The organism is Thalassospira profundimaris WP0211 (genome assembly GCF_000300275.1).
Lineage (GTDB): Bacteria > Pseudomonadota > Alphaproteobacteria > Rhodospirillales > Thalassospiraceae > Thalassospira > Thalassospira profundimaris.
Genome location: NZ_AMRN01000008.1, coordinates 131,246 through 157,215, shown reverse-complemented (window position 1 = coordinate 157,215; position 25,970 = coordinate 131,246). Strand labels below are relative to the sequence as shown.

At 55.4% G+C, this 25,970-nt stretch carries 25 protein-coding genes and 1 other RNA gene; 13 read left to right on the top strand and 13 right to left on the bottom strand.

Annotation, left to right across the window (positions count from 1 at the left end; translation table 11 throughout):
• Window positions 1-38: 38 nt before the first annotated feature.
• From TH2_RS15500 to TH2_RS15465, 8 genes are read right to left on the bottom strand one after another with little or no spacing between them, the layout of a single operon-like run.
• Window positions 39-971 (bottom strand): energy transducer TonB, encoded by a 933-nt coding sequence (locus tag TH2_RS15500; protein ID WP_008891380.1) that lies wholly within the window; start codon window positions 969-971, stop codon window positions 39-41.
• A 7-nt stretch (window positions 972-978) separates the two neighbouring features.
• Window positions 979-1,431 carry a protein TolR gene (tolR, locus tag TH2_RS15495; protein ID WP_040824151.1) on the bottom strand — a complete coding sequence of 151 codons (453 nt, stop codon included), beginning with the start codon at window positions 1,429-1,431 and terminating at the stop codon, window positions 979-981.
• 2 nt (window positions 1,432-1,433) lie between these two features.
• A complete protein-coding gene (tolQ, locus tag TH2_RS15490) occupies window positions 1,434-2,165 on the bottom strand; it encodes a protein TolQ (protein ID WP_008891378.1) in 732 nt (243 codons plus the stop codon).
• Window positions 2,166-2,172: 7 nt separating this feature from the next.
• Window positions 2,173-2,634 carry a YbgC/FadM family acyl-CoA thioesterase gene (locus TH2_RS15485; protein ID WP_008891377.1) on the bottom strand — a complete coding sequence of 154 codons (462 nt, stop codon included), beginning with the start codon at window positions 2,632-2,634 and terminating at the stop codon, window positions 2,173-2,175.
• Window positions 2,634-3,695 (bottom strand): Holliday junction branch migration DNA helicase RuvB, encoded by a 1,062-nt coding sequence (ruvB, locus tag TH2_RS15480; protein WP_008891376.1) that lies wholly within the window; start codon window positions 3,693-3,695, stop codon window positions 2,634-2,636. The genes TH2_RS15485 and ruvB overlap by 1 nt, the downstream gene beginning before the upstream one ends.
• Window positions 3,692-4,387, bottom strand: coding sequence for a Holliday junction branch migration protein RuvA (ruvA, locus tag TH2_RS15475; protein ID WP_008891375.1), 696 nt, complete (start codon window positions 4,385-4,387; stop codon window positions 3,692-3,694). The genes ruvB and ruvA overlap by 4 nt, the downstream gene beginning before the upstream one ends.
• Window positions 4,384-4,959: a crossover junction endodeoxyribonuclease RuvC gene (ruvC, locus tag TH2_RS15470; RefSeq protein ID WP_051007649.1), complete on the bottom strand. Its 576-nt coding sequence runs from the start codon at window positions 4,957-4,959 to the stop codon at window positions 4,384-4,386. Before ruvC ends, ruvA begins: the two co-directional genes overlap by 4 nt.
• 34 nt (window positions 4,960-4,993) lie before the next feature.
• On the bottom strand, window positions 4,994-5,740 hold the full coding sequence (locus TH2_RS15465) for a YebC/PmpR family DNA-binding transcriptional regulator (RefSeq protein WP_008891373.1): 747 nt from the start codon (window positions 5,738-5,740) through the stop codon (window positions 4,994-4,996).
• Between the two features lie 405 nt (window positions 5,741-6,145).
• On the opposite strand from TH2_RS15465, the gene TH2_RS20605 reads away from it, so the two are divergent.
• Complete coding sequence (locus TH2_RS20605; RefSeq protein WP_338010119.1) at window positions 6,146-8,398, top strand: HAMP domain-containing methyl-accepting chemotaxis protein; 2,253 nt, start codon at window positions 6,146-6,148, stop codon at window positions 8,396-8,398.
• A 371-nt stretch (window positions 8,399-8,769) separates the two neighbouring features.
• Entirely contained in the window at window positions 8,770-11,007 is a 2,238-nt protein-coding gene (locus tag TH2_RS20600) for a methyl-accepting chemotaxis protein (protein ID WP_008891371.1), read from the top strand.
• Window positions 11,008-11,088: 81 nt separating this feature from the next.
• Here the strand turns inward: TH2_RS20600 and TH2_RS15450 are convergent, their stop codons facing one another.
• From TH2_RS15450 to TH2_RS15440, 4 genes are all read right to left on the bottom strand, one after another.
• Window positions 11,089-11,904: a TIGR00282 family metallophosphoesterase gene (locus TH2_RS15450; RefSeq protein ID WP_008891370.1), complete on the bottom strand. Its 816-nt coding sequence runs from the start codon at window positions 11,902-11,904 to the stop codon at window positions 11,089-11,091.
• A 112-nt stretch (window positions 11,905-12,016) separates the two neighbouring features.
• Window positions 12,017-12,177: non-coding RNA, 6S RNA (gene ssrS / locus TH2_RS20795), on the bottom strand.
• A gap of 144 nt (window positions 12,178-12,321) precedes the next feature.
• Window positions 12,322-12,663 carry a cell division protein ZapA gene (locus TH2_RS15445; RefSeq protein ID WP_008891369.1) on the bottom strand — a complete coding sequence of 114 codons (342 nt, stop codon included), beginning with the start codon at window positions 12,661-12,663 and terminating at the stop codon, window positions 12,322-12,324.
• Between the two features lie 3 nt (window positions 12,664-12,666).
• A complete protein-coding gene (locus TH2_RS15440; RefSeq protein WP_008891368.1) occupies window positions 12,667-12,933 on the bottom strand; it encodes a hypothetical protein in 267 nt (88 codons plus the stop codon).
• A gap of 676 nt (window positions 12,934-13,609) precedes the next feature.
• Here TH2_RS15440 and tkt point away from each other — a divergent pair.
• The 11 genes from tkt (at window position 13,610) to TH2_RS15375 (ending at window position 24,882) form a co-directional block, all read left to right on the top strand.
• Entirely contained in the window at window positions 13,610-15,592 is a 1,983-nt protein-coding gene (gene tkt / locus TH2_RS15425; RefSeq protein WP_008891367.1) for a transketolase, read from the top strand.
• Between the two features lie 113 nt (window positions 15,593-15,705).
• A complete protein-coding gene (gene gap / locus TH2_RS15420; RefSeq protein WP_008891366.1) occupies window positions 15,706-16,713 on the top strand; it encodes a type I glyceraldehyde-3-phosphate dehydrogenase in 1,008 nt (335 codons plus the stop codon).
• A gap of 119 nt (window positions 16,714-16,832) precedes the next feature.
• Window positions 16,833-17,555, top strand: a complete 723-nt coding sequence (locus tag TH2_RS15415; RefSeq protein ID WP_008891365.1) for a polyamine aminopropyltransferase — start codon at window positions 16,833-16,835, stop codon at window positions 17,553-17,555.
• A gap of 11 nt (window positions 17,556-17,566) precedes the next feature.
• Window positions 17,567-18,016 (top strand): hypothetical protein, encoded by a 450-nt coding sequence (locus TH2_RS15410; protein ID WP_008891364.1) that lies wholly within the window; start codon window positions 17,567-17,569, stop codon window positions 18,014-18,016.
• Window positions 18,017-18,079: 63 nt separating this feature from the next.
• Window positions 18,080-18,721 (top strand): thiamine phosphate synthase, encoded by a 642-nt coding sequence (gene thiE, locus TH2_RS15405; RefSeq protein WP_008891363.1) that lies wholly within the window; start codon window positions 18,080-18,082, stop codon window positions 18,719-18,721.
• A gap of 166 nt (window positions 18,722-18,887) precedes the next feature.
• Window positions 18,888-19,454, top strand: a complete 567-nt coding sequence (gene efp / locus TH2_RS15400) for an elongation factor P (protein ID WP_008891362.1) — start codon at window positions 18,888-18,890, stop codon at window positions 19,452-19,454.
• Window positions 19,455-19,507: 53 nt separating this feature from the next.
• Complete coding sequence (locus tag TH2_RS15395; protein WP_008891361.1) at window positions 19,508-20,317, top strand: inositol monophosphatase family protein; 810 nt, start codon at window positions 19,508-19,510, stop codon at window positions 20,315-20,317.
• A 267-nt stretch (window positions 20,318-20,584) separates the two neighbouring features.
• Complete coding sequence (locus TH2_RS15390) at window positions 20,585-21,799, top strand: OmpA family protein (RefSeq protein ID WP_008891360.1); 1,215 nt, start codon at window positions 20,585-20,587, stop codon at window positions 21,797-21,799.
• A 12-nt stretch (window positions 21,800-21,811) separates the two neighbouring features.
• On the top strand, window positions 21,812-22,996 hold the full coding sequence (locus TH2_RS15385; protein ID WP_008891359.1) for a hypothetical protein: 1,185 nt from the start codon (window positions 21,812-21,814) through the stop codon (window positions 22,994-22,996).
• 4 nt (window positions 22,997-23,000) lie between these two features.
• Window positions 23,001-24,164 (top strand): peptidoglycan -binding protein, encoded by a 1,164-nt coding sequence (locus tag TH2_RS15380; protein ID WP_008891358.1) that lies wholly within the window; start codon window positions 23,001-23,003, stop codon window positions 24,162-24,164.
• 145 nt (window positions 24,165-24,309) lie between these two features.
• Window positions 24,310-24,882 carry a hypothetical protein gene (locus TH2_RS15375; RefSeq protein ID WP_008891357.1) on the top strand — a complete coding sequence of 191 codons (573 nt, stop codon included), beginning with the start codon at window positions 24,310-24,312 and terminating at the stop codon, window positions 24,880-24,882.
• A gap of 130 nt (window positions 24,883-25,012) precedes the next feature.
• Here the strand turns inward: TH2_RS15375 and TH2_RS15370 are convergent, their stop codons facing one another.
• On the bottom strand, window positions 25,013-25,666 hold the full coding sequence (locus TH2_RS15370; RefSeq protein WP_008891356.1) for a peroxiredoxin: 654 nt from the start codon (window positions 25,664-25,666) through the stop codon (window positions 25,013-25,015).
• Window positions 25,667-25,970 lie beyond the last annotated feature (304 nt).

The window sequence follows — 25,970 nt, the reverse complement described above, 5'->3', positions numbered from 1 at the left end:
GCCTCGCTATTTTCCACGCGTGTTCAAGAACTTGGTCGTTAAAGGCCCAGCATTTCACGCATGTCAAAATTGAACGTGAATGTGCGCCACATTTCGTATTTATCCAGCGGCAGTTTTAGAGGACTGCATTGCGGATTTAGCACTGCTCGAAGCGCGCTTTCTGCAATCGTACGGCGGGAAGTGTCGCCCTGGATTTCGTTCAGATTGCTAATCCGCGCCAAACGGACGGTTCCGTCCGGGTTTGCGCTGACATGAATTTCAACCGCAAAGTTGCCCGCCTCCTTGGCCCCGGCCGGGGGGCTCCAGCATTTTTCGATCTGACGTTTTACGGCATCAAGCTCGCTCATGGTCAGATTGGCATCAAGCCTGGTCGCGACAACCTCGCTGGCATTTTCTTCCGGCGTTTCGTCTGGCTGCTGCTCCGGTGTGGCTTCTGCCGTTTCCTTAAGCTTGCTGACATCCTTAAGAACGCTCATGAGATCGCGTTTCTTCGGCTCTTCCTTTTTCGGCTCCGGCTTTTTGACCGGTTCCGGTTTCGGCGGCGTCGGCTTGGATTCCGGCTTTACAGCGGCAAGCTCAGTCGGCTCCGGTTTTGGCTCCGGCTCTTTTTTAACGTCTGGCGTCGGAACCGGTTCCGGCTTTGGTGTCGGTTTTGGCTCAGGCTTCGGCTCTGGCTTGGGCTCCGGTTTTGGTTCGGGCTTCGGCTCAGGCTTGGGTTCCGGCTTTGGTTCCGGTTTCGGCTCTGGCTTGGGTTCCGGCTTCGGGGTCGGCTTTGGTTTCGGTTCCTCTTTCGGTTCCGGTTTTGGCAAAGCCTTGGTCGGGGCCGCGGAAAATTCGTCAACTGTCACGACTTCAACCGAAATGGACTGCAATTCCAACGGTGTTTCATCAAACAGATCAGGCAGCCCAAGCCACGCCACCAGAAACAGGACAGCGTGCAGACCAAACGATATGAGAGCGTAACGCAGCATGATTCGTTTACGAACCCTTTGCCGGCAATTCGGCGATCAGGGCGACTTTGGTGAAACCGGCATCCTTGATCAGGCCCATGACTTCCATCACACGGCCATAATCAATCGTCTTGTCCCCGCGGACAAAGATGCGGGTATCGGCCTTGTTGTCAGTAATGGCGGCAAGCTTTTCGGTCAGGGTGTCCTGCGCGATTTCGCTATCCATGATGTAGATCGTGCCTTCGGCAGAGACCGACACCACCAGCGGCTCGTCCTGACCGGTCATCGGTGCGGCACTGGTTTCCGGCAGATCAACCTCGACCCCGACCGTCATCAGCGGGGCTGCGACCATGAAGATCACCAGCAACACCAGCATGACGTCGACCATCGGGGTGACGTTGATGTCACTCATCGCTGCCCGCCGGTTACTCCGGCGACCGCGACGGCGTCCTCCGCCTGATTTGGCAAGCTGTGCGCCCATAATCAGTCTCTCGTGTCGTCAAGTTGGCGCGAAAGGATCGAGGAGAACTCGTCCACGAAAGCTTCGAGGCGGTTGCTGTAACGGTTCAAGTCGCTGGAAATCTTGTTATAGGCAACCACAGCAGGGATCGCAGCAACAAGGCCCATGGCCGTTGCAAAAAGGGCCTCGGCAATACCCGGTGCGACAACCGCAAGCGAGGTGTTCTTTGATGCGGCGATCGACTGGAACGAAACCATGATGCCCCAGACCGTGCCGAACAGACCAACAAACGGTGCGGTCGAACCAACGGATGCCAGGAAGGTCATATACCGTTCCACCCGGTCCATTTCACGACCAAGAGTAATTTCCATGGATTTTTCAAGGCGCTGCTGAAGGCGGGCACGCATGGTGTCGCCATGGACACCCTTTGCGTTCGAACGGCGCCATTCGCGCATGGCCGAAACAAAGATGGCTGACATCGGATCGCGCGGCTTGTCGGCGATACGGTCATACAGATCTTCAAGTGATCCACCCGACCAGAAGGCTTCTTCGAAGGTGTTTGCCTGGGCGCGCAATTTGCGCAATCGCAGGATTTTCTCGAAGACAATCGCCCAAACCCAGACAGAAGCCAGCAAAAGACCGATCATCACTGTTTTGACGACCAGCCCAGCCTGCATGAAAAGTCCCCAAAGAGACATATCATGTGCCATGACCGACTGCCCCAGCGTTACCGCGTCGACCACTTGATTTTCCATATTCCCGTCAGTCCTTTGTCACATCAAGACAACTATTAAATACTGTTCTTAGTTCGTCGGGCAGACGTTGTGCCCGAAGTTCTTCCAACGACATGCAGGCGAGATAAATCTCGATCACCACCAGTTCGTCGTCGCCCCGCATAATCTTTTGTTCAAAACCAAGCGATGCGCCCCCAACCTTGATCACCCGGCTTTCGACCGAAATACGGTCTTCCAAAAGCGCAGGGCGTTTAAAGTCGAGCGTACACTGTCGAACGGCTATGGCAACTTTGTGGCGTTCTGCAATATTTCGATTGGTAAAGCCCAACAGGTTAAGCATCGCTGAACGTGCCCGTTCGGCGAACGCTAAATAGTTGGCGTGATAGACAACGCCACCGGCATCTGTGTTCTCGTAATAGACAATCAGCGGATAGATATGCCGCTTGCCTTCGAAGCGGCCAAGAATGGCGTCGTGATCTTGTTGGGCCATCAGGATTCTTCCCCCGCCTGCCCGTCAAACAGATCGGAAAGCGGCATCCCGCCTGCTTGGCGTGGCGGGGTCAGCCCAAGATGCTTGAAGCCCTTAACACCCAGCATGCGCCCGCGCGGGGTACGCTGGATCAGGCCCTGTTGCAGCAGATAAGGTTCGATCACGTCTTCGATGGTATCGCGTTCTTCGGACAGGGCGGCGGCCAATGTATCGACCCCAACCGGACCACCGCCATAGTTGCTGGCGATACAATTAAGGTATCGTCTGTCCTGGCTATCAAGACCAAGGTTATCGACCTCAAGCCGGGTCAGGGCCGCATCGGCAATGAATTTGTCGACCGGCGATTTTTCCGCCACGGCCGCGAAATCACGTACGCGACGCAACAAGCGACCGGCAATACGCGGCGTGCCGCGTGACCGACGGGCGATTTCCATCGCACCTTCTTCGGTCATGTCGAAATTCAAAAGCCGTGCACCACGGGCAACGATGCTGACCAGTTCTTCGGGCTCGTAGAACCGAAGGCGCAGCGGAATACCAAAACGATCCCTGAGCGGCGTGGTCAGAAGACCCGAACGCGTGGTGGCACCCACCAGGGTAAAGGGCGGCAAATCAATCCGCACAGAGCGCGCAGCCGGCCCTTCGCCGATGATCAGATCAAGCTGGAAGTCTTCCATTGCTGGATAAAGGATTTCCTCCACCGCCGGGTTCAGACGGTGAATTTCATCAATGAACAAAACATCGCGCGGCTGCAGGTTGGTCAGAAGGGCGGCGAGATCACCGGCCTTGGCAATTACCGGGCCGGATGTTGCGCGAAAGCCGACACCGAGTTCACTGGCAACAATTTGCGAAAGCGTGGTTTTGCCAAGCCCCGGCGGGCCAAAGAACAGGACATGGTCCATGGCTTCTTCGCGCGCACTGGCAGCCTTGATGAAGACATCAAGGTTTTCACGGACTTCTTTCTGGCCGGTAAAATCGTCAAGCCGACGGGGACGCAGCGATCCATCCTGATGATCTTCTTCGCGGCGCTCACCACTGAGCAGACGGTCTTCTTCTTCGCTCACGCGCTAAGCTCCTTTAGTCCCAGACGAATCAGGGTATCGATCGACTTGTCGTCGCCCGCCTGCTGGGCGGCCTTGCCCACCGCACCAAATGCCTCGGACCGGCCATAGCCAAGATTGACCAGTGCCGAAACCGCGTCCGCCAAAACGACACTATCATCTACAACCGGTTCGGCTGGCGCTGTGTCGATGCTCACATCTGTGGTGGCCTTGGCTGATTTCTTGGATTTTGCGGCTGGCTTTGCGTCTTCGACGGCGGGGGCCGCCGGGGCCGCAACCGGGCCAAGGTTCAGTTTTGCGGCCTTGTCTTTAAGTTCGCCAACAATACGGGTTGCGACCTTGGGGCCGATTCCCGGTGCGCGGCAAAGGGCCGTGGTATCCTGGGCGGCCAGTGCGCGCAAAAGATCGGTGGGCGTCAGAACCGACAACAGGGCGAGTGCAACCTTGGCACCGACACCCTGCACGGTGGTAAGCAAGGCAAACCATTGCTTTTCGGCGTTATCGGCAAAGCCATAGAGATGAATGTGATCTTCGCGAACGTGGGTTTCGATCATCAGGCCGGCATCCCCGCCCTTTGGCGGCAACATCGAAAGCGTGCGGCGGGAGGCAAAAACAAGATAGCCCACGCCGTTGACATCGATAATGACGCTGTCTTCGCCGATGAAATCCACAATTCCGCGCAGTTTGGCGATCACCTGTATTTTCTCCCGTTTCGTGTTGGGTGTGCTGCCATCGAATTGGCAAGCGACCGGTTCCCGGCATGTTGCGCGTGGCATATGGCAACCGCAAGGGCATCTGCGGCATCCGGCCCGGCAATGTCACATCCCGGCAGCAGGGTTGAAACCATCATTTCGACCTGCTGTTTGGCAGCATGACCAGCACCAACCACAGTCTTTTTGACGGCATTGGGTGTATATTCCGTTACCGGAATGCCGCTACGTGCAGGCGCAAGCAGTGCAACACCACGCGCCTGCCCCAGTTTCAGGGTCGAAACCGGGTTTTTATTGACGAACGTTTCTTCGACCGCCGCCTCGTCGGGTGTCCAGATCCGGATCACTTCGATCAGGCCGGTGTGTAGTTGATCAAGGCGTTCGGCAAGGGTCAATGACTGGGTGGACGTCACCACGCCATTGGCGACATGGCGCATACGATTGTTATCGAGGTCAATGACGCCCCAACCGGTTCGTTGCAGACCGGGATCAATCCCGAGCACTCTGACCACTACATCCCCCAAAAAAGCGGGTTCCAGATACAAAACACCCGCCATTCAAAAGCGAAAGGCGGGTGTTGGCAAATATTAATTAGTTATCGAGACCAGCGACGATTTCGTCGGTCCAGTTAACGTTGGTCCAGACATTCTGGACGTCGTCGTTATCTTCAAGCACATCGACAAGTTTCATGATGCTTTGCGCCTGTTCGACTGAAATGTCGGCTTCGGTGGTGGCGCGGAAGACCAGCTTTGCGCTTTCCGGATCGCCGAATTTTTCGGTCAGGGCTTCGCGCACAGCGTTGAGGTCTTCGATCTCGGTGTCGATGATGTGGTTCTGATCATCGGACTCTGCATTCGCAGCACCGGCTTCAAGGGCTGCTTCGAAGATTTCGTCAGCATCGGCCTTGTCGATCGGATAGACGATTTCGCCGACACGGTTGAACATGAAACCGACCGAACCGGTTTCACCCAGGTTGCCGCCATGCTTGGTAAAGGCAGCACGTACTTCGGATGCGGTACGGTTACGGTTGTCGGTCAGTGCTTCGACGATGACGGCAACGCCAGCGGTGCCATAACCCTCGTAGCGGACTTCTTCGTAGTTATCACCTTCGCCTGCACCGGTCGCCTTTTTGATGGCACGATCGATGTTGTCCTTGGGCATATTCTGGGCACGAGCCGCAGAAATCGCGGCACGCAGACGCGGGTTGCTGTCGATGTCTTCGCTGATTTTCGCGGCAACAGTGATTTCACGCGCGAGTTTGGTGAAGATCTTGGCGCGCTTTTTATCCTGCGCACCTTTGCGGTGCATGATGTTCTTAAATTGGGAATGGCCGGCCATAACCTGTAACCTGTCGTCAATGAATTCGAAGTGGAACGGTATCGGGTGATACCACGCCGGTCATACGGGCGTTCCCTGACAGACCAGCCCGTCCGGGCATGTGCAGGATGACACATTCATATCTGCGACATACGCGAACGAAAATTTCGACCGCTCCTATATCCTGTTTACCCAGCAAGGTCCAGCCATGCTTGGCGAGATCGCCAAATATCGGGCGTAAGGGTCAGGTTTTTGGAGATTAATGCATCGAAATTATGATCAACCTATCCGGGGATAGTCGTGCACTATACGCGGATAGATGTTGCAGACGTCTTGATATTCTTTCATTAATGTTCTCTGGTGTAGATATTAAACTAAAGCAGAATACTCTCTAGGGCCAAGCTGTCGCCTAACGCAGGACTGCATATGATCCTGCGGTGCCAGAAACAACCGGAATGGACAAAGAAGCCATACGGAAACAGCCAGGAAAAAAGGTTAGATAGAATGGGAACTAAATTCGGGGTCCAAAGCAAACTTTTGATATCGTTTGCTGTGGTCGGATTGATGGCAGTGATTTCTGCCATTGTCGGTGCTATTTCCTTCAATCAGTTCGGTAGTGCGCTTAATACCATTACCGAAGAAAAGCTTCCGCCGATTGCCGCGGCTCAGTCACTGGCAACAGGAAGTGCAGAAATTGTCGCCATTGCGCCGCGCATCGTGGCCGCCGCCAATCCGGAAGAAGAAACCGCGATTAACGATGAGCTTGCGGTTCGTCTTGAAGAGCTTAGTGTCCGCATCGCCGAAATTGAGGCGACCGGCTTTATGCCCGCGGTAATTGCAAGCATCAACGACAATCGCGCCCTGCTTGAGGACAACCTCAAACAGCTGCACGACGTGACCCAGGAACGTTTCCAGATCAGCGACGAAAAAGCCGCGAAACTCGAAGAGTTCCAGAATCTGGCGAAACGGTATGGTGACACCTTAAAGCCGGTGCTGTCCTATACCCAAAACGACATCGCCCAAGGCAGCGAATTCGCCGCGTCCTTTGAAGAAGATCCATCAAAGAAATACAGCGCGGACAAAGAAGAAATTCTTGCGTCCTTCCAGAAGTTCGCATCAGCGATCGAGACGCGCACGCCGATCCTTGATATCGAGCGTCTCGGTTCTGCCGCATCAAACATGATCATTTCCAGCACCACGGAAACCCAGGCGGTTCGCCTGTCGATCATTCCGGTGCGTATTCGCGGAACGTACACCGATGCGCTTAGCAAGCTTGATGAGCTTGATAACGATCGCCTCAAGGCATTCTATGTCGATCTGATCGACAAGATGCAGAAACTGTCGGTTGGTGAAGGCAGCCTGCCAGATCTTCGCAAACGTGAACTTGAGGCCACCGAACAAAGCCAGGCGCTTGTCGTGCAGAGTGGCGAATATGCCAACGCAATGCGTAACAGCGTTGCCGAACTGGTTGCCGGTCTGAATGCAGAAGTCAATGATGCCGCCGCCCAGGCGAAGGTTGTCGAGAAACAGAGCCTGACCGCCCTGTTTGTTGTCGCCGTCGCAGCCATCATTATCTCGCTTGCGATTTATGTGCTGTATGTCCGTGGCAACGTTCTGCGCCGCCTTGGTGGTTTGCAGAAAACCATGGTTCAGCTTGCTGATGGCAATCTTGATGTCGTCGTGCCGTCCAAGGGCAATGACGAAATCAGCGCCATGGGCCGTGCGGTTGACGTCTTTAAGGACAACGCCCTTAAGGTCCAGGCCATGCAGGCCGAGGAAGAACGCCTTAACCATGAACGCAACGAAGCACTTCGTGACGAGTTGCTGGCACTGGCCGACACCCTGCAGAACGAAGTTGAAAGTGCCGTGAACGAAATCGCGGCACTTGGTGATCAGCTTCAGGGCGTTTCCGGCCAGATGACGTCAAGTGCGGAACTGGTTTCGGGCCAGACCGAAGAAGTTGCAAGCTCTGCACAGGAAGCGACCGGCAACGTTGAAACTGTTGCTGCTGCGACCGAACAGCTGTCGGCATCGAATGCGGAAATCAACCGTCAGATGGCGGAATCGACCCGTATCTCGAACGAAGCATCCAACCGTGCACAGGAAACCAACGAACTGGTGGTCAGCCTGTCGCAGTCTGCAGACCGCATTGGCGAAGTGATCGCACTGATCACCGACATTGCCGAGCAGACCAACCTTCTGGCCCTGAACGCCACCATCGAGGCGGCACGTGCCGGGGATGCGGGCAAGGGCTTTGCGGTTGTTGCTGCCGAGGTCAAGAACCTTGCCAACCAGACGGAAAAAGCCACCGAGGAAATTTCTGGCCAGATTTCGGGTATTCAGAAAGCCACCGGTGAGTCCGTCAATGCCATCGGCGATATCGGCCGTATCATTGAAAACATCAATGAGATCGCGACCACCATCTCGGCTGCGGTCGAGGAACAGGGTGCCGCCACTGACGAGATCACGCGTAACGTGCGCGGGGCTGCGGATCGCACGCGTTCTGTTTCGGCCTCGATCAACGAGGTTGCCAATGAAACCAGCAAGACAGGCGAACTGTCCAGTCAGGTTCTGGCAACTGCACAGGATGCATCGCAGAAGGTCGAAAACCTGCGTTCGCGGATCAACGGTATTCTGGATGATCTGCGCAAACAGGCACATGATCGCGCAGCGTCCTGATCACAGGCAAAACTTGATGACAAAAGGCCCGCCAATGGCGGGCCTTTTTGTTTGACGGTCACATTGAAAGCAGCCTCTTTCGATCCGAAATAAAGCCAAGGCACTGCGAAAAGCCACTTTGCGCAATCCTGAATTTTATACAGCCGTACAGGTTTGGCCGAAAATTCATGATCCCGATGCGATTCCTGTGCTATATCGGACAACAATAATAATAGATCAGGCCCCAAATTTCCCGAGATCCTTTCAGGGTCGGATATCGGGTATTCCCCAAAGTGGCTTGGCTGGGAACAAACGTTCAGACGACGTACATACATGCGTCGGCACCACATGTGGCGACGCTTGTCTCTTTGGTCTACGGGGTAGGTTTAATTATGGGTTTAAGTTTCAAGCGCGGCGCAAAGCCGTCATCGTCAAAAAAGAAAAACTCAACAAAGACGAACAAAGCAGGGCTTGGCGTACGTGAAAAGTTGGCGGGTGCCTTCTTTCTTGTCGGTCTGATTGCAATCCTGGCTGCGGCCGTATCGGTCTTCTCTTTTACCAAATTCGGCAACCAGCTTGACACGATTGCCTACGAGCAACTTCCGCCAATGTTTGCTGCCCAGCAGCTTGCAACAACCAGTGCGAAAATTGTGGCCTCCGCACCACGCATTATCGCGGCATCCACCGTTGAAGAAGAACAGGCGGTCAAGGCTGACCTTGATGTGATGCTTGCAAACTTGCAGGAAAATCTTGCGGTGCTGAGCCAGTCGGGCCTTCCGGAAGAAACGCTGTCGGTGATCGAGACCAATGGCCAAAGCCTTGCTGAGTCGCTTCAGGAACTTCATGACACGACGATTGAACGTTTCGAGGTCGCAGGCCAACTTTCGGATTCCCTTGCGAAGTTCCAGCAACTGACCGGCAAATACAACTCGATGATCCAGCCGATCCTGTCGGCATCCCAAACCAAAATCACCGAAGTTACCAGTCAGGTTCATGACCTGCGTCAGGCCGGCGCCTTCTTGACCGATGAACAGGAAGCCTCAACCAAGGGACTTCTGTTCAAACTCGATGAATTGATGGCAGCCCAGGCCCCGATCCTGCAGCTTGCCAACAGTGGTGCTGAAATCAGCAATACCGTTCTGTCCGCTGCATCATCGAATGATCGGATGCAACTTCGCATTATGGGTGTTCAGGTCCGTGGGGCGGTTGGTGTCGTTGCCAATACCATCAATGAACTTGAGAACGAGAAGCTCAAGAAATTCTATGAAGGCCTGCTTGGCGACATCAAAAAGCTGTCGATGGGCCGCAAAAGCATTTCTTCGCTTCGCAGCGAAGAACTTAAACTGGCCGACGACCAGATCGACATCGTTGAAGACAGTGCGGAATTTGCCGCTGCTATGGAAGATGGTGTGAACGCGCTTGTCGCCGATCTTCAATCCGGCGTCGACAAATCAGCCGACACCGCAAGCACCCTGACCCAGCAAAGCTCGCTGGTGATGTACGGCGTTGGTGCCGCGGCGATCATTATTCCGCTTCTGATCTATCTGGTTTATGTGCGTGGCAACCTGTTGCGTCGCCTTGCCGGTCTTCAGAAATCGATGATTTCGCTGGCTGATGGCGACCTTGATGCGGCCGTTCCATCAGGTGGCAGTGACGAGATTTCTGCCATGGGCCGGGCGGTTGATGTGTTCAAGGCAAACGCGATCAAGGTCCGCGACATGCAGGCCGAGGAAGAACGCCTGAACCGTGAACGCAACGAGGCACTGCGCGATGAATTGCTGTCACTTGCTGATACCCTGCAGGGTGAGGTCGAAAGTGCGGTGACTGAAATCGCCACCCTTGCCGAACAGCTTCAAGGCGTATCCGGTCAGATGACCGACAGTGCCGAACTGGTGTCAGGTCAGAGTGACGAGGTGTCGAAATCGGCCGATGAAGCCACCGGCAATGTTGAAACTGTTGCCTCCGCCACCGAGCAGCTTTCAAGTTCGAACGCGGAGATTAACCGTCAGATGGCGGAAACGACGCGTATTTCGAACGAAGCCGCGCAACGCGCCCAGCATACCAACGAACTGGTCAACAGCCTGTCGCAATCGGCAAGCCGCATTGGCGAGGTGATCGCACTGATCACCGACATTGCCGAGCAGACCAACCTTCTGGCACTGAATGCCACCATCGAGGCGGCACGTGCCGGCGATGCGGGCAAGGGCTTTGCGGTTGTCGCGGCAGAGGTCAAAAATCTTGCCAACCAGACCGAAAAGGCGACCGAGGAAATCTCGGGCCAGATTTCCGGCATTCAGAAAGCGACCGGAGAGTCTGTCACCGCCATTGGCGAGATCGGCTCGATCATTGACAGCCTCAATGAGATTGCAACGACGATTTCGGCCGCAGTTGAACAGCAAGGGGCCGCAACTGACGAAATCACGCGCAACGTGCGTGGGGCGGCAGACCGTACGCGTGCGGTGTCGGCATCGATTGCCGAGGTTGCCAACGAAACCGGTCGTACCGGCCAGCTGTCTGGCGAAGTCCTGAACACGTCGCGTTCGGCATCCGAGAAAGTCAGTGAACTGCGCACGCGCATTACTGTCATCCTTGATGATCTGCGTCAGCAGGCACGTGATCGCGCCGCGTAATTTGCAGCCAATATCTGAAACGACAAAGGCCCGTCATCTGGCGGGCCTTTTTCTTTGATCTTTTGACTGTTGCCTTGGGCGTCAGGCGCTGGGCCAGCTGCCTTTAAGGCGGCCACCGATACGCACCGCTTCAATCCGCTTTGCCAGGCCGGTCTTGTCATCGGTTTCAACATAGACGCCGCACACCGTTGCCGGGCCCTCTGCCGGTTCGAACCGGCCGGACGGCATCTTGGTGATGAATTTGCGAACCGAGTTTTCTTTTTTCATGCCAATGACGGAATCAAAATCGCCGCACATGCCAACATCGGTCTGATAGCCGGTACCATTTGGCAGGATCTGGGCATCGGCCGTTGGCACGTGGGTGTGCGTGCCCAGCACAAGCGACGCCCGCCCATCACAATGATGGCCAAACGCCATTTTTTCTGACGTGGTTTCGGCGTGGAAATCGACGATCACGGCATCGACATTCTTGCCAAGCTTATGCTTGTTAAACAGCTTGTCCGCGCCTTGGAACGGGCAGGATAACGGATCCATGAACAGACGGCCCATCATGTTAATCACGCAAACCTTCTTGCCCGACTTGGTCTTGAAGACATAATCGCCGTTGCCCGGTGTCCCATCGGGGAAGTTCCAGGGACGCAGCAGTTTTTCATCTTCGTCGATATAGGCGATGATTTCGCGCTGATCCCAGACATGATTGCCCGTGGTCAGGACATCGGCACCGGCATCATAGAATTCCTTGCAGATTTTTGCCGTGACGCCAAAGCCGTGCGCTGCGTTTTCGACATTCACCACCGCGATATCAACCGACAACCGATCACGTAGCATCGGGAGCGCTTCAAGCGCTGCCTTGCGACCGGACTGCCCCAGAACGTCGCCAAGATGAAGTAAACGCATTGTGCTTCCTGTATTGCGTCAGCCAGCAGGCAGACATGTTTCGTTTAATGCACCCTGCCCCGGGACGCATGACCGGCATCACGAAATGGAAAAGGGAGTTTTAGCAGAATAAGCGGGAGCCACCACTGCCGTTGGCCATTTGGTAATTCCTCGTGACCTGCGAGTGCAGGTGGGCGCCGTATAACGAGACCACGGCCTCGACAGGGACAGCTCCCTAGAGAAATGAGCATCGGCCCCGGGAATTAGCGAACCTGACGAACAGGGCAGCTCCCTTGTGCTGGGTTCTTGATCGCCGCGAACGACGCATCGCAAACTGTCAGCGACCGGAACTTAGTCCTCGACCAGCTGAATTTCAAGTAGATTGCATGAATTCAGCCCGTGATCACACCAGCCATGCAGCAGAAAACAGTCGCCTGATCAGCCTTTGCCAAGACGATCGGCAAGCACCTCGACCCGTTCGGCCATGCTTTCGATATTTTCTGCCAGCGCGTCACCTTCGGCGGCGGACAGGCTGCCGACCTCTGCAACCGCCGGGCTTTGGCCGGTATTGAGTTTTTCCTGTGCCATGCTGAGCTCATCAGCAATGAGAAGGCTTGTCATGACCAGCAGACGCTGTTCACCGATCTGGCCCACCGCATCGGAGATTTCCTTGACCCGCTCGTCGACATAGCTGGCAAGCGCGTGAATGCGTTCTTCCTGGCCGTCGTCACATGCGATGTCGTAGCTGCGACCGTTAATACGAATGGAAACCTGTGCCATGAATTATGCCTGTTTCTTTGCGGGTTCTTCATCAAGGACGAGTTTGAGCTGATCAACAGCGCCATCAAGGCGGTTTGAAACCGTTTCGGTGGTGCGGCAAAGCCGATCATAATCTTCGCGGAGTGCCGAAAGTTGACCGCGCAGGTTTTCGACCTCTGCCGTGTCAGCGTCTGTAGCCTGGCTTTTGGCTTCGATTGCCGACTCCGCAGCCGTTTCCAGACGTTCCAATGCTGCTTTCAGCCGATCACTTGCCTGTTGCAACCGCGACATAACCCTACCCGAATGTTTGCTGTTTACCCAAAGAACGCAGACGTCGATTGTCTGCGGCGACTCATCGAAAACCGATCTGACCTGTCGAAGATGTCATGATCATGGCTGATTTTAGGTTCAGGACCCATTAATTTGGTTTGAATGGCAGACGTTATATTTGTGAAATTCAAGGAAAAGTCCGCCGGGCGGGCTGGTATCCCGGCCAAGGGCTTTGACGCAGGAGTTTGCAAATATAACGTCTGTCCTCTGGATTCACCGGATTTGCACGGGCTACTTTGTCGCAAAGCCTCGAAAGATGCATATCTTCCTGCGGTTTTACTTCGCGTATCCGCACAAATCCGGTGAACCATTCAAATCAAATTAATGGATCCTGAACCTAACATCACAGATTCCGATCAACAACCGTTTTGCCCCGGCGAAGTCAAACCGCATCAACGATGCCCGATACCCTGCCCGTGTTCAAAACATAGAACTGGCGCGCTAAACTGGTCAACAGTACGGTCAATCTGCGATGGCGAAGGGCGGCGTGGTTAATCTGAATCAAGATAACATGGCAGATTTTCGATAGAAGCGGTTGACGTATGCCCCCTGTAAGGGCATCTTCCGCGCGAATTCCGTTAATAAATGGAAAAGTGTTTTCATCGCCCGACCGCGAAACCCCCAGGAACCGCATCACATGACGACGCAAGTAGAACACAACCGCATGGCCAATGCCATCCGCTTCCTCTCGGCAGACGCTGTTGAGAAGGCCAAATCCGGTCACCCGGGCATGCCGATGGGCATGGCAGACGTTGCGACTGTTCTTTATACCAAATTCTTGAAATTCGATCCGAAGCACCCGAACTGGCCGGACCGCGACCGTTTCATCCTGTCCGCAGGTCACGGTTCGATGCTTCTTTATTCGCTTCTGCACCTGACCGGGTACGAAGACTTCGATCTTGATCAGATCAAGAATTTCCGTCAGATGGGCTACCGCACCGCGGGCCACCCGGAATACGGCCACGGCGAAGGCATTGAAACCACCACCGGCCCGCTGGGTCAGGGTATTGCGACTTCGGTCGGTTTCGCCCTTGGCGAGCGCATCATGAATGCCCGCTTCGGTGACAGCGTTGTTGACCACTACACCTATGTGATTGCCGGTGACGGTTGCCTGATGGAAGGTATTTCGCAGGAAGCCATTTCGATGGCCGGTCACATGAAACTGTCGAAACTCATCGTTCTGTTCGATGACAACGGCATTTCGATTGATGGCCCGACTTCGCTTTCGACTTCCGAAGATCACAAGAAGCGCTTTGAAGCTGCTGGCTGGGACGTTCAGCAGATCGACGGCCACGATCCGGCCGCGATCGAAGCCGCGATTGCCAAAGCCAAAACCACCAACACGCCGTCGATGATTGCCTGCAAAACCGAAATCGGTTTTGGCGCACCGACCAAGGGTGGTACGTCGGCAACGCATGGCTCCCCGCTTGGCGCCGAAGAACTTGCTGGTGCACGCAAGAAACTCGGCTGGGATTCCGAGCCGTTTGAAATCCCGGCAGATGTCCGTGACGCATGGCTTTCTGCGGGCGCACGCGGTGCCGAGGACTTCAATGCTTGGGGTTCGCGTTTCGAAGGTCTGGAAGCAGCCCTGAAAGACGAGTTCGAGCGCCGCATCGAAGGCAAGCTTCCGGAAAACTGGATCGAAGCCTTCAACGACTACAAAAAGCAGATCACCGAAGACAAGCCGAAGGTCGCAACCCGTAAGGCATCCGAGAATGTTCTCGAAGTGCTGACCAAGGCAATCCCGGAAATGATCGGCGGCTCTGCCGACCTGACCGGGTCGAACAACACCAAGACCAGTGTTCAGGCACCGATCACCGCCGATGGCGGTTATGAAGGTGGTTATATCTATTACGGTATCCGTGAACACGGCATGGCAGCAGCCATGAACGGTCTGGCACTGCATGGCGGCGTTCTGCCTTATGGTGGCACCTTCCTGGTGTTCACCGACTATTGCCGCCCGGCGATCCGTCTTTCGGCACTGATGAACCAGCGCGTTGTTTACGTCATGACCCATGACTCCATCGGTCTTGGCGAAGACGGTCCGACCCACCAGCCGGTCGAACATGTTGCGTCGCTTCGCGCCATGCCGAACGTGACCGTGATCCGCCCGGCCGATGCGGTTGAAACCGCCGAAGCATGGGCAATGTCGATCACCAATGAAACCGGCCCGACCGTTCTGGCACTGACCCGTCAGAACCTTCCGGTTCTGCGCACCGAATACCGCGAAGACAACCTTGTCGCACGCGGCGGTTATGTGATTTCCGATTGCGATGGCGACCGTCAGGTCACCCTGATCGCGACAGGTTCGGAAGTCGAGATCGCAATGGACGCGCAGGCGAAACTCAAAGCAGACGGCATCAATGCCGCTGTTGTTTCACTGCCGAGCTGGGAACTGTTTGACGCCCAGTCGCCGGAATACCGCAAGGACGTTCTGGGCAGCGCACCGCGCGTTGCCATCGAAGCGCTTTCGGTCTTTGGCTGGGAAAAATATGTTGGCGATAACGGCAAGGTTATCGGCATGCACGGTTTTGGTGCCTCGGCACCGGCCCCGGTCCTTTACGAGCATTTCGGCATCACCGCCGACGCGCTGGTCAAAGCGGCCAAGGAACTGGTTTAATTTACAGGGCCGGATCGGTAACATGCCGATCCGGCCTTTTTTCTATGGGTTCTTTACCCTAAGCCGTGATTGATACTCCCCAGGTACCAATCATTATAATTTTGGAGGGATGAATGGCTATTCGCGTAGCGATTAATGGTTTTGGCCGTATCGGCCGTCTGGTTCTGCGTTCTATCGTTGAAAGCGGCCGCACCGACGTTGAAGTTGTTGCCATCAACGACCTGGGTGACGTCAACACCAACGCACATCTTCTGAAATATGATTCCGTTCATGGCGTTCTGGCCAATGACGTCAAAGCCGAAGGCGAAAACCTCGTCATCGACGGCAAGACGATCAAGGTTTGCTCTGAACGTGACCCGGCGAACCTGCCGTGGGCTGACCTTAAAGTCGACATCGCGTTTGAGTGCACCGGTATCTTCCTTGACGAAGCTGGTGCAGGCAAACACCTGACCGCAGGCGCCAAGCGCGTTCTGATTTCCGCCCCGGCAAAGGGCGACATCAAGACCGTTGTTTACGGTGTTAACTCCGACACCCTGACCGCTGATGACGTCATCGTTTCGAATGCATCCTGCACCACCAACTGCCTTGCACCGGTTGCAGATGTTCTGAACAAGACCGTTGGCATCACCAAGGGCTTCATGACCACCGTTCACGCCTTCACCGGCGACCAGAACACCGTGGACAGCCTGCACAAAGACCTGCGTCGTGCGCGTGCGGCATCGCTTTCGATGATCCCGACCTCGACCGGTGCTGCAAAGGCTGTTGGCCTTGTTCTTCCGGAACTTAAAGGCAAGCTGGACGGTACCGCGATCCGCGTCCCGACCCCGAACGTTTCCATGGTTGACCTGACCTTCGTTGCAGGCCGTGACACCACGGTTGACGAAGTCAACGCGGCCATCAAAGAAGCAGCAAACGGCCCGCTCAAAGGCGTTCTTGGCGTTTGCGAAGCACCGCTGGTTTCGGTTGACTTCAACCACAACCCGAACAGCTCGACCTTTGATGCGACCCAGACCCAGGTCATGGACGGCAACTTCGTTCGTATCCTGTCCTGGTATGACAACGAATGGGGCTTCTCCAACCGTATGAGCGACACCGCTGTCGCCATGTCGAAGTTCCTCTAAGCATCGCTTAGGTCCAGATTTTCAAAGTGCCCGAAGTTCCGCTTCGGGCACTTTTCTTTTGCCCGTCTTTCCGTCACTGTTGAGCCAATGAACAGAAAAGACAAACAGGAGCCCGGCCCGTGAGCCTTCTTTTCAAGGAACTTGATTACCGCCCAACACCGATGGGGGTGCTGAGCCTGCGTCGCCGACGTGAGCTCAGCCTTGATATTGATGTCTACGAAATCAAGCTTGATGAAGAATATCTGATGTCGAGCCTGTTTACCGACGCCGAGATTGCGCTGGCCGATCTGGGGTTGGCCGAACTTGATCGCGATAATCTTGATGTCGTGGTTGGCGGGCTTGGCCTTGGATATACCGCGAAGGCCGCCCTTGATAATTCCAAGACCGGCAAGCTAACCGTGCTTGATACCCTGCCCGAGGTGATCGAATGGCATCAGCAAGGGTTGCTGCCGCTGGGTGAGCAGCTTTCAAATGATCCACGCTGCGCGCTGGTGCATGGCGATTTCTTTGGTGCGTCGCTTTCCGATACGCCGGGCATGAACCCGGATGCGCCCGAGAAACGGCATGATGCGATCCTGTTGGATGTTGATCATTCGCCGGGCAATGTCCTGCATGAAGACCACAAGCGCCTTTACACCAAGGATGGTCTGGCAAAGCTTGCCGCCCATCTGGTACCCGGCGGAATTTTCGCCCTGTGGTCGACCGAGATGCCCGAACCGTGGTTTGAAGAAAACCTCAAATCCGCGTTTGAGACCCTCCGGGCTGATGTCATTAAATTCAAACACCCGCTGATTGACCGTGAAGATATCAACACGGTCTATGTCGCGCGCACCAAAGCATAAGAACAAAGCAAATGAGCCCCCTGCCCGATCCCGTCATTCGCATTCATGGCATTACCGGCGCCAGATCGGCCTGCCGGGTGATGGGGGATCGTGCCTTTGGGTTGCTGTCGCCGGAGCATGCTGCGCAAACGCACGGGGCACAGTGGTTTGCCAATCTGGTCACGCTGGTGCGTGAAGAATTCCAGGCATGTGACATCACAGCGATCCTTGATTGCCGTGGGCGGGTTTCGGGTGCGTTGGCCGCGATTGAGCTGGGCCTGGATGCGGTAATCGTCGAGCCCACATCAGATAACCGGACTGAAAAATTGGCGGATATGGCGCGTCAGGCCAAGTGCAGCGTCATCACCGATTTACCGACGACCGGTACGATCTATCAGATGGGCGATGATCTGCTGCCCGATCACGAGTTGGACAAGCGGTTGCGCGCGCATATTGATGGCCTTAGGTCGCAGATGCCCTAGGCAATTGCCAAACCTTACGTCAAAGGTTACATAACACGCAGGAAATCATCAGGAATTATCATCGTGAATTCAGACGAACTTGCCGGTCTTTATCTTCTGACCCCGCCGAAAATCGACCTTGCACCCTTTGGCGAGAAGCTGAAATCCGTGCTGGACACCGGTGCGGTTGATTGCCTGCAATTGCGCCTGAAGGATGTCAGCGATGATGAAATCCGCAAGGCGATTGATACCATCCTTCCGATGTGTGCGGATCGTGACATTCCGCTGATCCTCAATGACCGTCCTGACATTGCCAAGAAATCGGGCTGTGACGGTGTGCATGTCGGCGAAGAAGACGCAAGTTACGACGAAGCACGCGCCATCATGGGCGAAGAACATATCGTCGGTGTGTCGTGCTATGACAGTCGCCACAAGGCAATGATCGTTGGTGACAAAGGGGCCGATTACGTTGCATTCGGCGCGTTCTATCCGACCGAGACCAAAGAAGCCAAAACCAGCGTCACCCCGGAAATCCTTGAAATCTGGACGACCTTTACCACGGTGCCCTGTGTGGCGATTGGTGGCATCACGGCTGATAATGTTGCGCCGCTTGTTTTGGCAGGTGCCGACTTCATTGCCGTCACCGGTGGCGTCTGGAACCATCCGGACGGGCCAGAAGCCGGTGCGAAGGCCATCAAGGCGGCGATTGAAGCAACCGAGATCTGATTTCGTTCATTGGTCCAGCCATGCGCGAATGATGGGGCGTTATGCGCGCAAACCCGGATCAATCTGCTTGCAGCAAAACAGCCAAACTGGTAGGTAGAGCGCCTGAAATGGGGCGCTTGCCCCTTATTGCATTGTGAATCTGTGATCTGAAAGAACGGTTTGTGCCATGAAAATCAACGGCAACGAAATCCGTCCGGGTAACCTTATCGAACATAAAGGTGCCCTGTGGCGTGCAGTAAAATGCCAGGCTGTGAAGCCGGGTAAAGGCGGTGCTTTTAACCAGGTTGAACTCAAAGACATTCGTACCGGCACCAAGCTGAACGAGCGTTTCCGTGCTTCGGAAACCGTCGAAAAGGTTCGTCTTGAGCAGAAAGAATACACCTATCTGTTCGCCGATGGTGACATGATCACCTTTATGGACAGCGAAACCTATGAACAGATCACAGTAAATGCCGACCTTGTCGGCGAAGCGGCTGTCTATCTTCAGGATGGTATGGTTGTGACCATCGAATCCTTCGAAGGTGAGCCGCTTGGTGTGACCCTTCCCGAGCATGTCGTCTTCCAGATTGTCGAAGCCGATGCGGTTGTCAAAGGTCAGACCCAGTCTTCTTCTTTCAAACCGGCTGTTCTTGAGAACGGAGTTCGTGTGATGGTGCCCCCGCATATTGAATCGGGTACGCGCATTGTCGTGAACACTGTTGAAGGCACCTATATCGAGCGTGCCAAGGACTAAGGGCGAACCCGCCCTCTGGTTTTCATTTTAATTCAAACACCGGGAGATATGCCGTGCGAGGCGCCGCCCGTCGTTCTGCGAACATCAATGTGATGTACAAGGCTGTCGAAAAGGCAGCCTACGGACTGAAACGCGACTTCGGTGAAGTCGAAAACCTTCAGGTGTCGATGAAAGGCCCGGCAGATTTCGTATCTGCGGCTGATCACCGTGCCGAAAAACGCCTGCGTGAAGAGCTTGAGCGTTCCCGCCCCGGTTATGGCTTCCTTATGGAAGAAGGTGGCGAGATCAAGGGCACCGATCCTGAGCACCGCTGGATCATTGATCCGCTTGATGGCACCACCAACTTCCTGCATGGCATCCCGCATTTTGCGATTTCGGTTGCCCTGCAGAAGGGTGACGAAATCATTGCCGGCATGATCTATGACGTCGCCAAGGACGAATGCTTCTGGGCGGAAAAGGGCGTTGGTGCGTTTCTTGATAACCGCCGCCTGCGGGTTTCGGGCCGTCGTCGTCTGAACGAATGCGTTCTGGCATGCGGTGTTCCGCATCTTGGTCATGGTGATCACGCGGCATTTGAAAAGCAGCTGCACTCGGTCATGGATCGTTGTGCCGGTGTACGTCGTATGGGGGCCGCGGCCCTTGATATGGCCTATGTCGCGGCCGGTCGTTATGACGGTTATTGGGAATCCCATCTCAATGCGTGGGATATTGCAGCCGGGATCATCCTGATCTCCGAAGCTGGTGGTTATATCCGCGATGACAAAGGCGGCACCAACATGCTTGGTACTGGCAGCGTCGTTGCAGCCAATGACTATATCCAGCCGGTGCTGGCCAAAACGCTTAAAAAAGCAATCACGGGCTAACACCCGGCTTTTGTTACTGTTTTTTGAAAGGGGCGCTTCGCAATTTGCCGAAGCGCCCCTTTTGCGTTTTCGGTCAAAGCGGTTGTCCATCATCTGTCTCTAAGCTATGGTGCTTGGGACTGTGCGGTCTGATTGCGGGCCCACGGACACCAAGGGGGGGCATTCGGAAAGTTTTGCGGGTGCCTAATGATCGACACAAAACTGTGTGAAATAGAACAACGTTACCAAACGATTTCAAACACAGGGTATTAAGGGGCCTGCGATTTGATGATGGGGTATTCCAAGATTTCGGTGCTTGCGATGACGGCTGCACTGGGCACAACCGTGTTCTTTGCGCCAGATGCATCGGCGCAACAATACTCCCCCGTTTCGAATGACAGCAGCGTTCAGGTAAACTGGGACGTTGCAGATGGCTATGGCGGACAGCCGACCGTTCCGCAATATCTGTCTCCCACCGTTTCACGCGATCATATCGTCATGCCTGGCGGTGATCTGATTTTCCCGGAAACCCGACCGAAATCGACATTCCTCGCCGCTGAACAATTTGCCAGTGCAACCGGCAACGCTGGCTATGACGGCGGGTTTGAAACCGTTGTCATCGACGGATCAAGCGGCGGCGGCAATGCCTTCCCGACCCAATCAGAATTTTATGGCGTTCCTGGCGTCGTCCCAAATGCAAACCAGCGTGTCGCGGACATGGATGATGGCGCAAACCAGACCATTGCGCTGACCCAGCCGGAACCGACCGCCGCACCGCGCAGCAAACCGGTTGCACCACCTGTGACCGAAAGCAGCGCATCGAACGCACCGACGCCGCTGACCAAGCCTACTCCGGCACCGGAGCCTGCGCCGACTGTCGCACCGGCGGCACCGGAACCAACCCCGGCCCCGACCACTTCCCCGGCGACCGAGACAGCAGAAATATCTGATGCCCCTGTAGCACCGCCTGCCCCGGTCGAGGAAAACAACGCAGCACCCGCACCGGCAGCACCGGAAGTCGCACCGATTTCCGACACACCTGCGCCCCCGGCAGCCCCTGCACCAGACACCACCCAGCCTGCGACCGAGATGGCAGAACCGGCCCCCGCGCCGACGGTGCCACCTGCCCCGGCTGAAGAAGCATCCATCCCGCCAGAAACCTCTGCACCGGCTGCAATGCCGGCCACCGGTGGCGATGAATACAGCCTTGGCTTCGCCGCAGACAGCTTCGAGCTGAGTGCGGCCGCCAGAAGCCAGCTCGACAGCGTGATCGCAACGATGGGGCAGGATGAAGATCTTCGAATTCAGTTGCAGGCCTATGCGCAGGGTGACGGGGCGAATGCCTCCAAGGCGCGTCGTCTGTCGCTGTCACGCGCGCTTCAGGTGCGTTCCTATCTGATTGACAGGGGTGTGCGCTCCACGCGCATTGATGTTCGTGCCCTGGGTGCGAATGTTCCGTCCGGCCCCGCAGATCGCGTCGATATCAAAACCGTTCAACGCTAGGATTAATCCGCTATGAGCAGCAATTCGGCCAGTGGTACGGGATCCCTCCCGCCTATTACCAAACCCGGTAGTTATCTGACACGCATGGCAATCTTTGTTGCCATCATCGCCGGGGTTGGCGCCCTGCTGTTCCCGGCGCTGTCTGATGCCTTTATGGCCAATGCTGTTCTTAATGGCCTGATCCTTGGCGTGTTTGTGGTTGGGGTTATCTACACCTTCCGAATGGCGGCCAGCCTTTCACCCGAAGTGACATGGATCGAGGATTTTCGTCGGTCCCGCCCGGGTCTGACGTCGCAGGTGCCGCCGAAACTTCTGGCGCCGATGGCCAGCATGATGGCCGAACAGCGCCGCGATCGCCCGCAGCTTTCAACCACCTCGACCCGGACCATCCTTGATTCGATCCGCTCCCGTCTGGATGAAAGCCGCGAATTGTCGCGCTATGTCGTTGGCCTTTTGGTGTTCCTGGGTCTGCTCGGCACCTTCTGGGGCCTGCTTCAGACCGTGAACTCGGTCGCTGGGGTGATCAGCAACGTCAATGTCGGCAGCGGGTCCAACATGGACCTTTGGTTCTCTGAACTCAAAGACGGTCTTTCCGAACCGCTAAGCGGCATGGGCACGGCGTTTTCGTCCTCGCTGTTTGGTCTTGCAGGATCGCTGGCGCTTGGCCTTCTGGACATGCAGGCCGGTCAGGCACAGAACCGGTTCTTCAATGATCTTGAAGAATGGCTTTCAAGCTTTACCCGCCTTGGTTCGGGTGGCGGCATTTCCGATGGTGAACAGTCTGTTCCGGCGTATCTTTCGGCCCTGATCGAACAGATGGCCGATAATATGGAAGGGTTGCAAAACTCTATCCAACGGTCGGAAAGTTCACAGATCAAATCGCACAACACGCTGATTGATCTGGCCGACAAGCTATCCACCCTGACTGATCAGATGAAGGCCGAACAGCAATTGATGGTCAAGCTGGCGGAAAACCAGATGCACCTCAAACCGGTCCTCGATCAGCTGGCAGACTCGATGAAAATGGGCAGCTTCGGCATTGATGATAATACCCGCGCCCACATCCGTTCGCTTGATAATACGCTTGGCCGTATTGGCGAAGAACTGACCATGGGCCGCCAGCAATCCACACAGGAAATCAGAAGCGAGATCAAGCTCCTCGCCCGCACCATCGCTGCCATCGCCGAGGAGGGCTGATCGAATGATCGGACTTTCGCGCCGTCGTAACCGCGATGTAAATACCTGGCCGGGCTTTGTTGATGCGCTTGCAACACTTTTGATGGTGATCATCTTTCTTCTGATGATCTTTGTCATTGCACAGGTGTATCTGGGTGCGGCCCTTTCCGGGCGGGACGAGGCGCTAAGTGATCTGACCGCCCAGGTTAACGAGCTGACCAATCTGCTGTCACTTGAGCGTGGCAACAACCAGCGTATGGAACTCGAACTCACCCAGCTGACGACCGAGCTTTCCAATACCGCTGATCAGCGTGATGACCTGCGTGCGCGTGCTGCCACCCTTGCCGATCAGTTGGCGGCAGCCGAACTTTCAACGGACGAAATCGAACAGAAACTTCTGGCCGCCCTTGCGTCGCTTGAAGACAAGGAAGCCGAACTGACCGAGCTTCGGGAAACCACGGGCGAAAAGATCACTGATCAGGAAACCCGTATTGACGAGCTTTCGGCCCTTCTGGCATCACGCGCGGCCGAGTTGGAAGAACAAAAGAACCTTAGTGACGAAGCCAAGGCACAGGTCGCGGCGCTTAATCAGCAGATGTTGGCTCTCCGCCAACAACTGGCCCGGATCGAAGCCGCGCTTGAAACGTCCGAACGCGAGAACGAGGAAAAAGACGCCCAGATTGTCAATCTTGGCAATCGCCTGAATGCGGCCCTTGCCACCAAGGTTGCCGAGTTGCAGCGGTATCGTTCTGAATTCTTTGGCCGCCTGCGTGAAGTTCTGGGCGATCGTCAGGATATCCGCGTTGTCGGGGACCGGTTTGTCTTCCAGTCCGAAGTTTTGTTTGGATCGGGTGAGGCAGAGCTTGGCGAAGAAGGCAAGGATCAGTTGGCCAAACTGGGCGAAACGCTGACCACGATTGCCGCCGACATTCCCGATGATATCGACTGGGTGATGCGCGTTGATGGCCATACTGACAAGGTGCCGATCCGAAACCTTCAGTTCGCCTCGAACTGGGAGCTTTCGGCAGCGCGTGCGATTTCGGTGGTCAAGTTCCTGATTGATCAGGGGGTACCGCCCAACCGCTTGGTTGCTGCGGGCTTTGGCGAATATCAGCCGCTTGATAACCGGGATGACGAAATCGCCTATCGCCGCAACCGCCGCATCGAGTTCAAGATTACCGAGCGGTAATCGGATTTAGGAGAACATAGCTTTTAACGGCACCCTTTATGGGTGCCGTTTTCGTTTGGGCGCATTGAAAATCAACAAAAATGGAACCAATCCGCGTTGTGTTACGTTCAATACAGATGAGCCTTTCAACAAACAGGAGGCCCAAATGACCAAAACACATCGCGAGACCGTTGGCGTTTTTGACGATATCAAAATACTCCAACAGGCGGCTGATGATCTGGCGCAAGTCGGGTTTGATCAGCAAAAGGAGCTTAGCCTTCTTGCGAGCGAGAAAACCGTCGACGACAAGCTTGGCCATATTTATCGCAAGGCCGAGGATGTCGACAGCGATCCTGACATGCCACCACTGGCCTACACAACACCGACACCGATTGGTAATGCCGAAGGCGCACTGATCGGTGCCCCGATGTATGCGGCAGCCTTTGGTGCAGCCGGTGCAGTAATCGCGGCTGGTGGCCCCATTGCCCTGACCATTTCGGCAATCCTCGGTGCGGGCGGTGTTGGTGCCGCCGCAGGCGGCGTGATTGCCGCAATGATCGGCAAGAAGTACTCCAGCAGACTGCAAGAAGAGCTTGATCAAGGCGGCTTGTTGCTTTGGATCAGAACACCCGATCCGCAGACCGAGGAACGCGCCAAGGATGTGCTTGGTCGTCACGACGCGCGCCTGATTGAAACCCATGACGTATCAAACGCCACAACCAAACGTGACGTGGTCTGATACGCATTTACCACCAACAGTTTGAATTGCGTGATGCCTGACAAACGGAACAAAACCCCGCCAGATTGCTCTGGCGGGGTTTTGCCTTTGTGCGGTCCCTTGCCCCGGGAACCGCACATCGGGGTTTTGATCAGAGGGACTTGGTGCAGAAGTAGAAGTCCACGTAATCATAATCCGGATTGGATGCCCGTTCTGCGGCGGCCTTGGCGGTATGGGCCGGTGGGACAATGACCTTGTCACCCGGCTGCCAGCCTTCTGGCGTTGCCACACCGTGCTTGTCGCTGGTCTGCATCGCATCAATCATGCGCAGGAATTCCGGGATCGAACGCCCGTTGCTCATCGGGTAGTAGACCATGGCACGCAGTACGCCTTCCGGATCGATGATAAAGGTCGCGCGCACGGCCGACGTATCACCTGCACCCGGATGGATCATGCCATAGGCTTGGGCGACCTCCATTTTAAGGTCGGCAATGATCGGGAACGGGATTTCCACACCAAAGTTCTGTTCGATGTTGCGCATCCACGCAATGTGCGAATGCGTGCTGTCAATCGACAGGCCCAGCAATTCACAATCGCGTTTGGCAAATTCATCGGCGTGTTTGGCAAAGGCGATAAACTCGGTCGTGCAGACCGGTGTGAAATCAGCGGGATGGGAAAACAGCACAAGCCATTTACCACGATAGTCGGACAGGGATTTGACACCATCGGTGGTCGGCGCAGTGAAATCCGGCGCCGGTTCATTAATGCGCGGCAAACCGACACTAATCTTCGGAGATTCAGTCATAGTCAGACTCCTACGTCAGGAATTTGGATCCGCTCCAATTCATTACATTATAATTATTTAACTTATCAAACGAGTACGATGATATTTGTCAATGTAGGATCCGCTCAGTGCGAAAAAAATTCGTGTGAAAACAGTGCCGTGTTTCCTATTTGTCAGTGTTGCATTGTTATTTGATCGACTCTCACCGTCGCGGTTGTTCTGACACGTTTACGGCATTGCAGATGGTGGTTTTCGCTGGCTTGACTTGCGGCTTATGGTTAGGGTCTTTGCGCTCGCCACCAGATTTTGAAACACCTTTCTTGCG

Coding starts and splice junctions, on each gene's coding strand:
- TH2_RS15500 (WP_008891380.1), bottom strand. CDS start 971: ATGCTGCGTTACGCTCTCATATCGTTTGGTCTGCACGCTGTCCTGTTT.
- tolR (WP_040824151.1), bottom strand. CDS start 1,431: ATGGGCGCACAGCTTGCCAAATCAGGCGGAGGACGCCGTCGCGGTCGC.
- tolQ (WP_008891378.1), bottom strand. CDS start 2,165: ATGGAAAATCAAGTGGTCGACGCGGTAACGCTGGGGCAGTCGGTCATG.
- TH2_RS15485 (WP_008891377.1), bottom strand. CDS start 2,634: ATGGCCCAACAAGATCACGACGCCATTCTTGGCCGCTTCGAAGGCAAG.
- ruvC (WP_051007649.1), bottom strand. CDS start 4,959: ATGGCGGGTGTTTTGTATCTGGAACCCGCTTTTTTGGGGGATGTAGTG.
- TH2_RS15465 (WP_008891373.1), bottom strand. CDS start 5,740: ATGGCCGGCCATTCCCAATTTAAGAACATCATGCACCGCAAAGGTGCG.
- TH2_RS20605 (WP_338010119.1), top strand. CDS start 6,146: ATGATCCTGCGGTGCCAGAAACAACCGGAATGGACAAAGAAGCCATAC.
- TH2_RS20600 (WP_008891371.1), top strand. CDS start 8,770: ATGGGTTTAAGTTTCAAGCGCGGCGCAAAGCCGTCATCGTCAAAAAAG.
- TH2_RS15450 (WP_008891370.1), bottom strand. CDS start 11,904: ATGCGTTTACTTCATCTTGGCGACGTTCTGGGGCAGTCCGGTCGCAAG.
- TH2_RS15445 (WP_008891369.1), bottom strand. CDS start 12,663: ATGGCACAGGTTTCCATTCGTATTAACGGTCGCAGCTACGACATCGCA.
- TH2_RS15440 (WP_008891368.1), bottom strand. CDS start 12,933: ATGTCGCGGTTGCAACAGGCAAGTGATCGGCTGAAAGCAGCATTGGAA.
- tkt (WP_008891367.1), top strand. CDS start 13,610: ATGACGACGCAAGTAGAACACAACCGCATGGCCAATGCCATCCGCTTC.
- gap (WP_008891366.1), top strand. CDS start 15,706: ATGGCTATTCGCGTAGCGATTAATGGTTTTGGCCGTATCGGCCGTCTG.
- TH2_RS15410 (WP_008891364.1), top strand. CDS start 17,567: ATGAGCCCCCTGCCCGATCCCGTCATTCGCATTCATGGCATTACCGGC.
- efp (WP_008891362.1), top strand. CDS start 18,888: ATGAAAATCAACGGCAACGAAATCCGTCCGGGTAACCTTATCGAACAT.
- TH2_RS15390 (WP_008891360.1), top strand. CDS start 20,585: ATGATGGGGTATTCCAAGATTTCGGTGCTTGCGATGACGGCTGCACTG.
- TH2_RS15385 (WP_008891359.1), top strand. CDS start 21,812: ATGAGCAGCAATTCGGCCAGTGGTACGGGATCCCTCCCGCCTATTACC.
- TH2_RS15380 (WP_008891358.1), top strand. CDS start 23,001: ATGATCGGACTTTCGCGCCGTCGTAACCGCGATGTAAATACCTGGCCG.
- TH2_RS15375 (WP_008891357.1), top strand. CDS start 24,310: ATGACCAAAACACATCGCGAGACCGTTGGCGTTTTTGACGATATCAAA.
- TH2_RS15370 (WP_008891356.1), bottom strand. CDS start 25,666: ATGACTGAATCTCCGAAGATTAGTGTCGGTTTGCCGCGCATTAATGAA.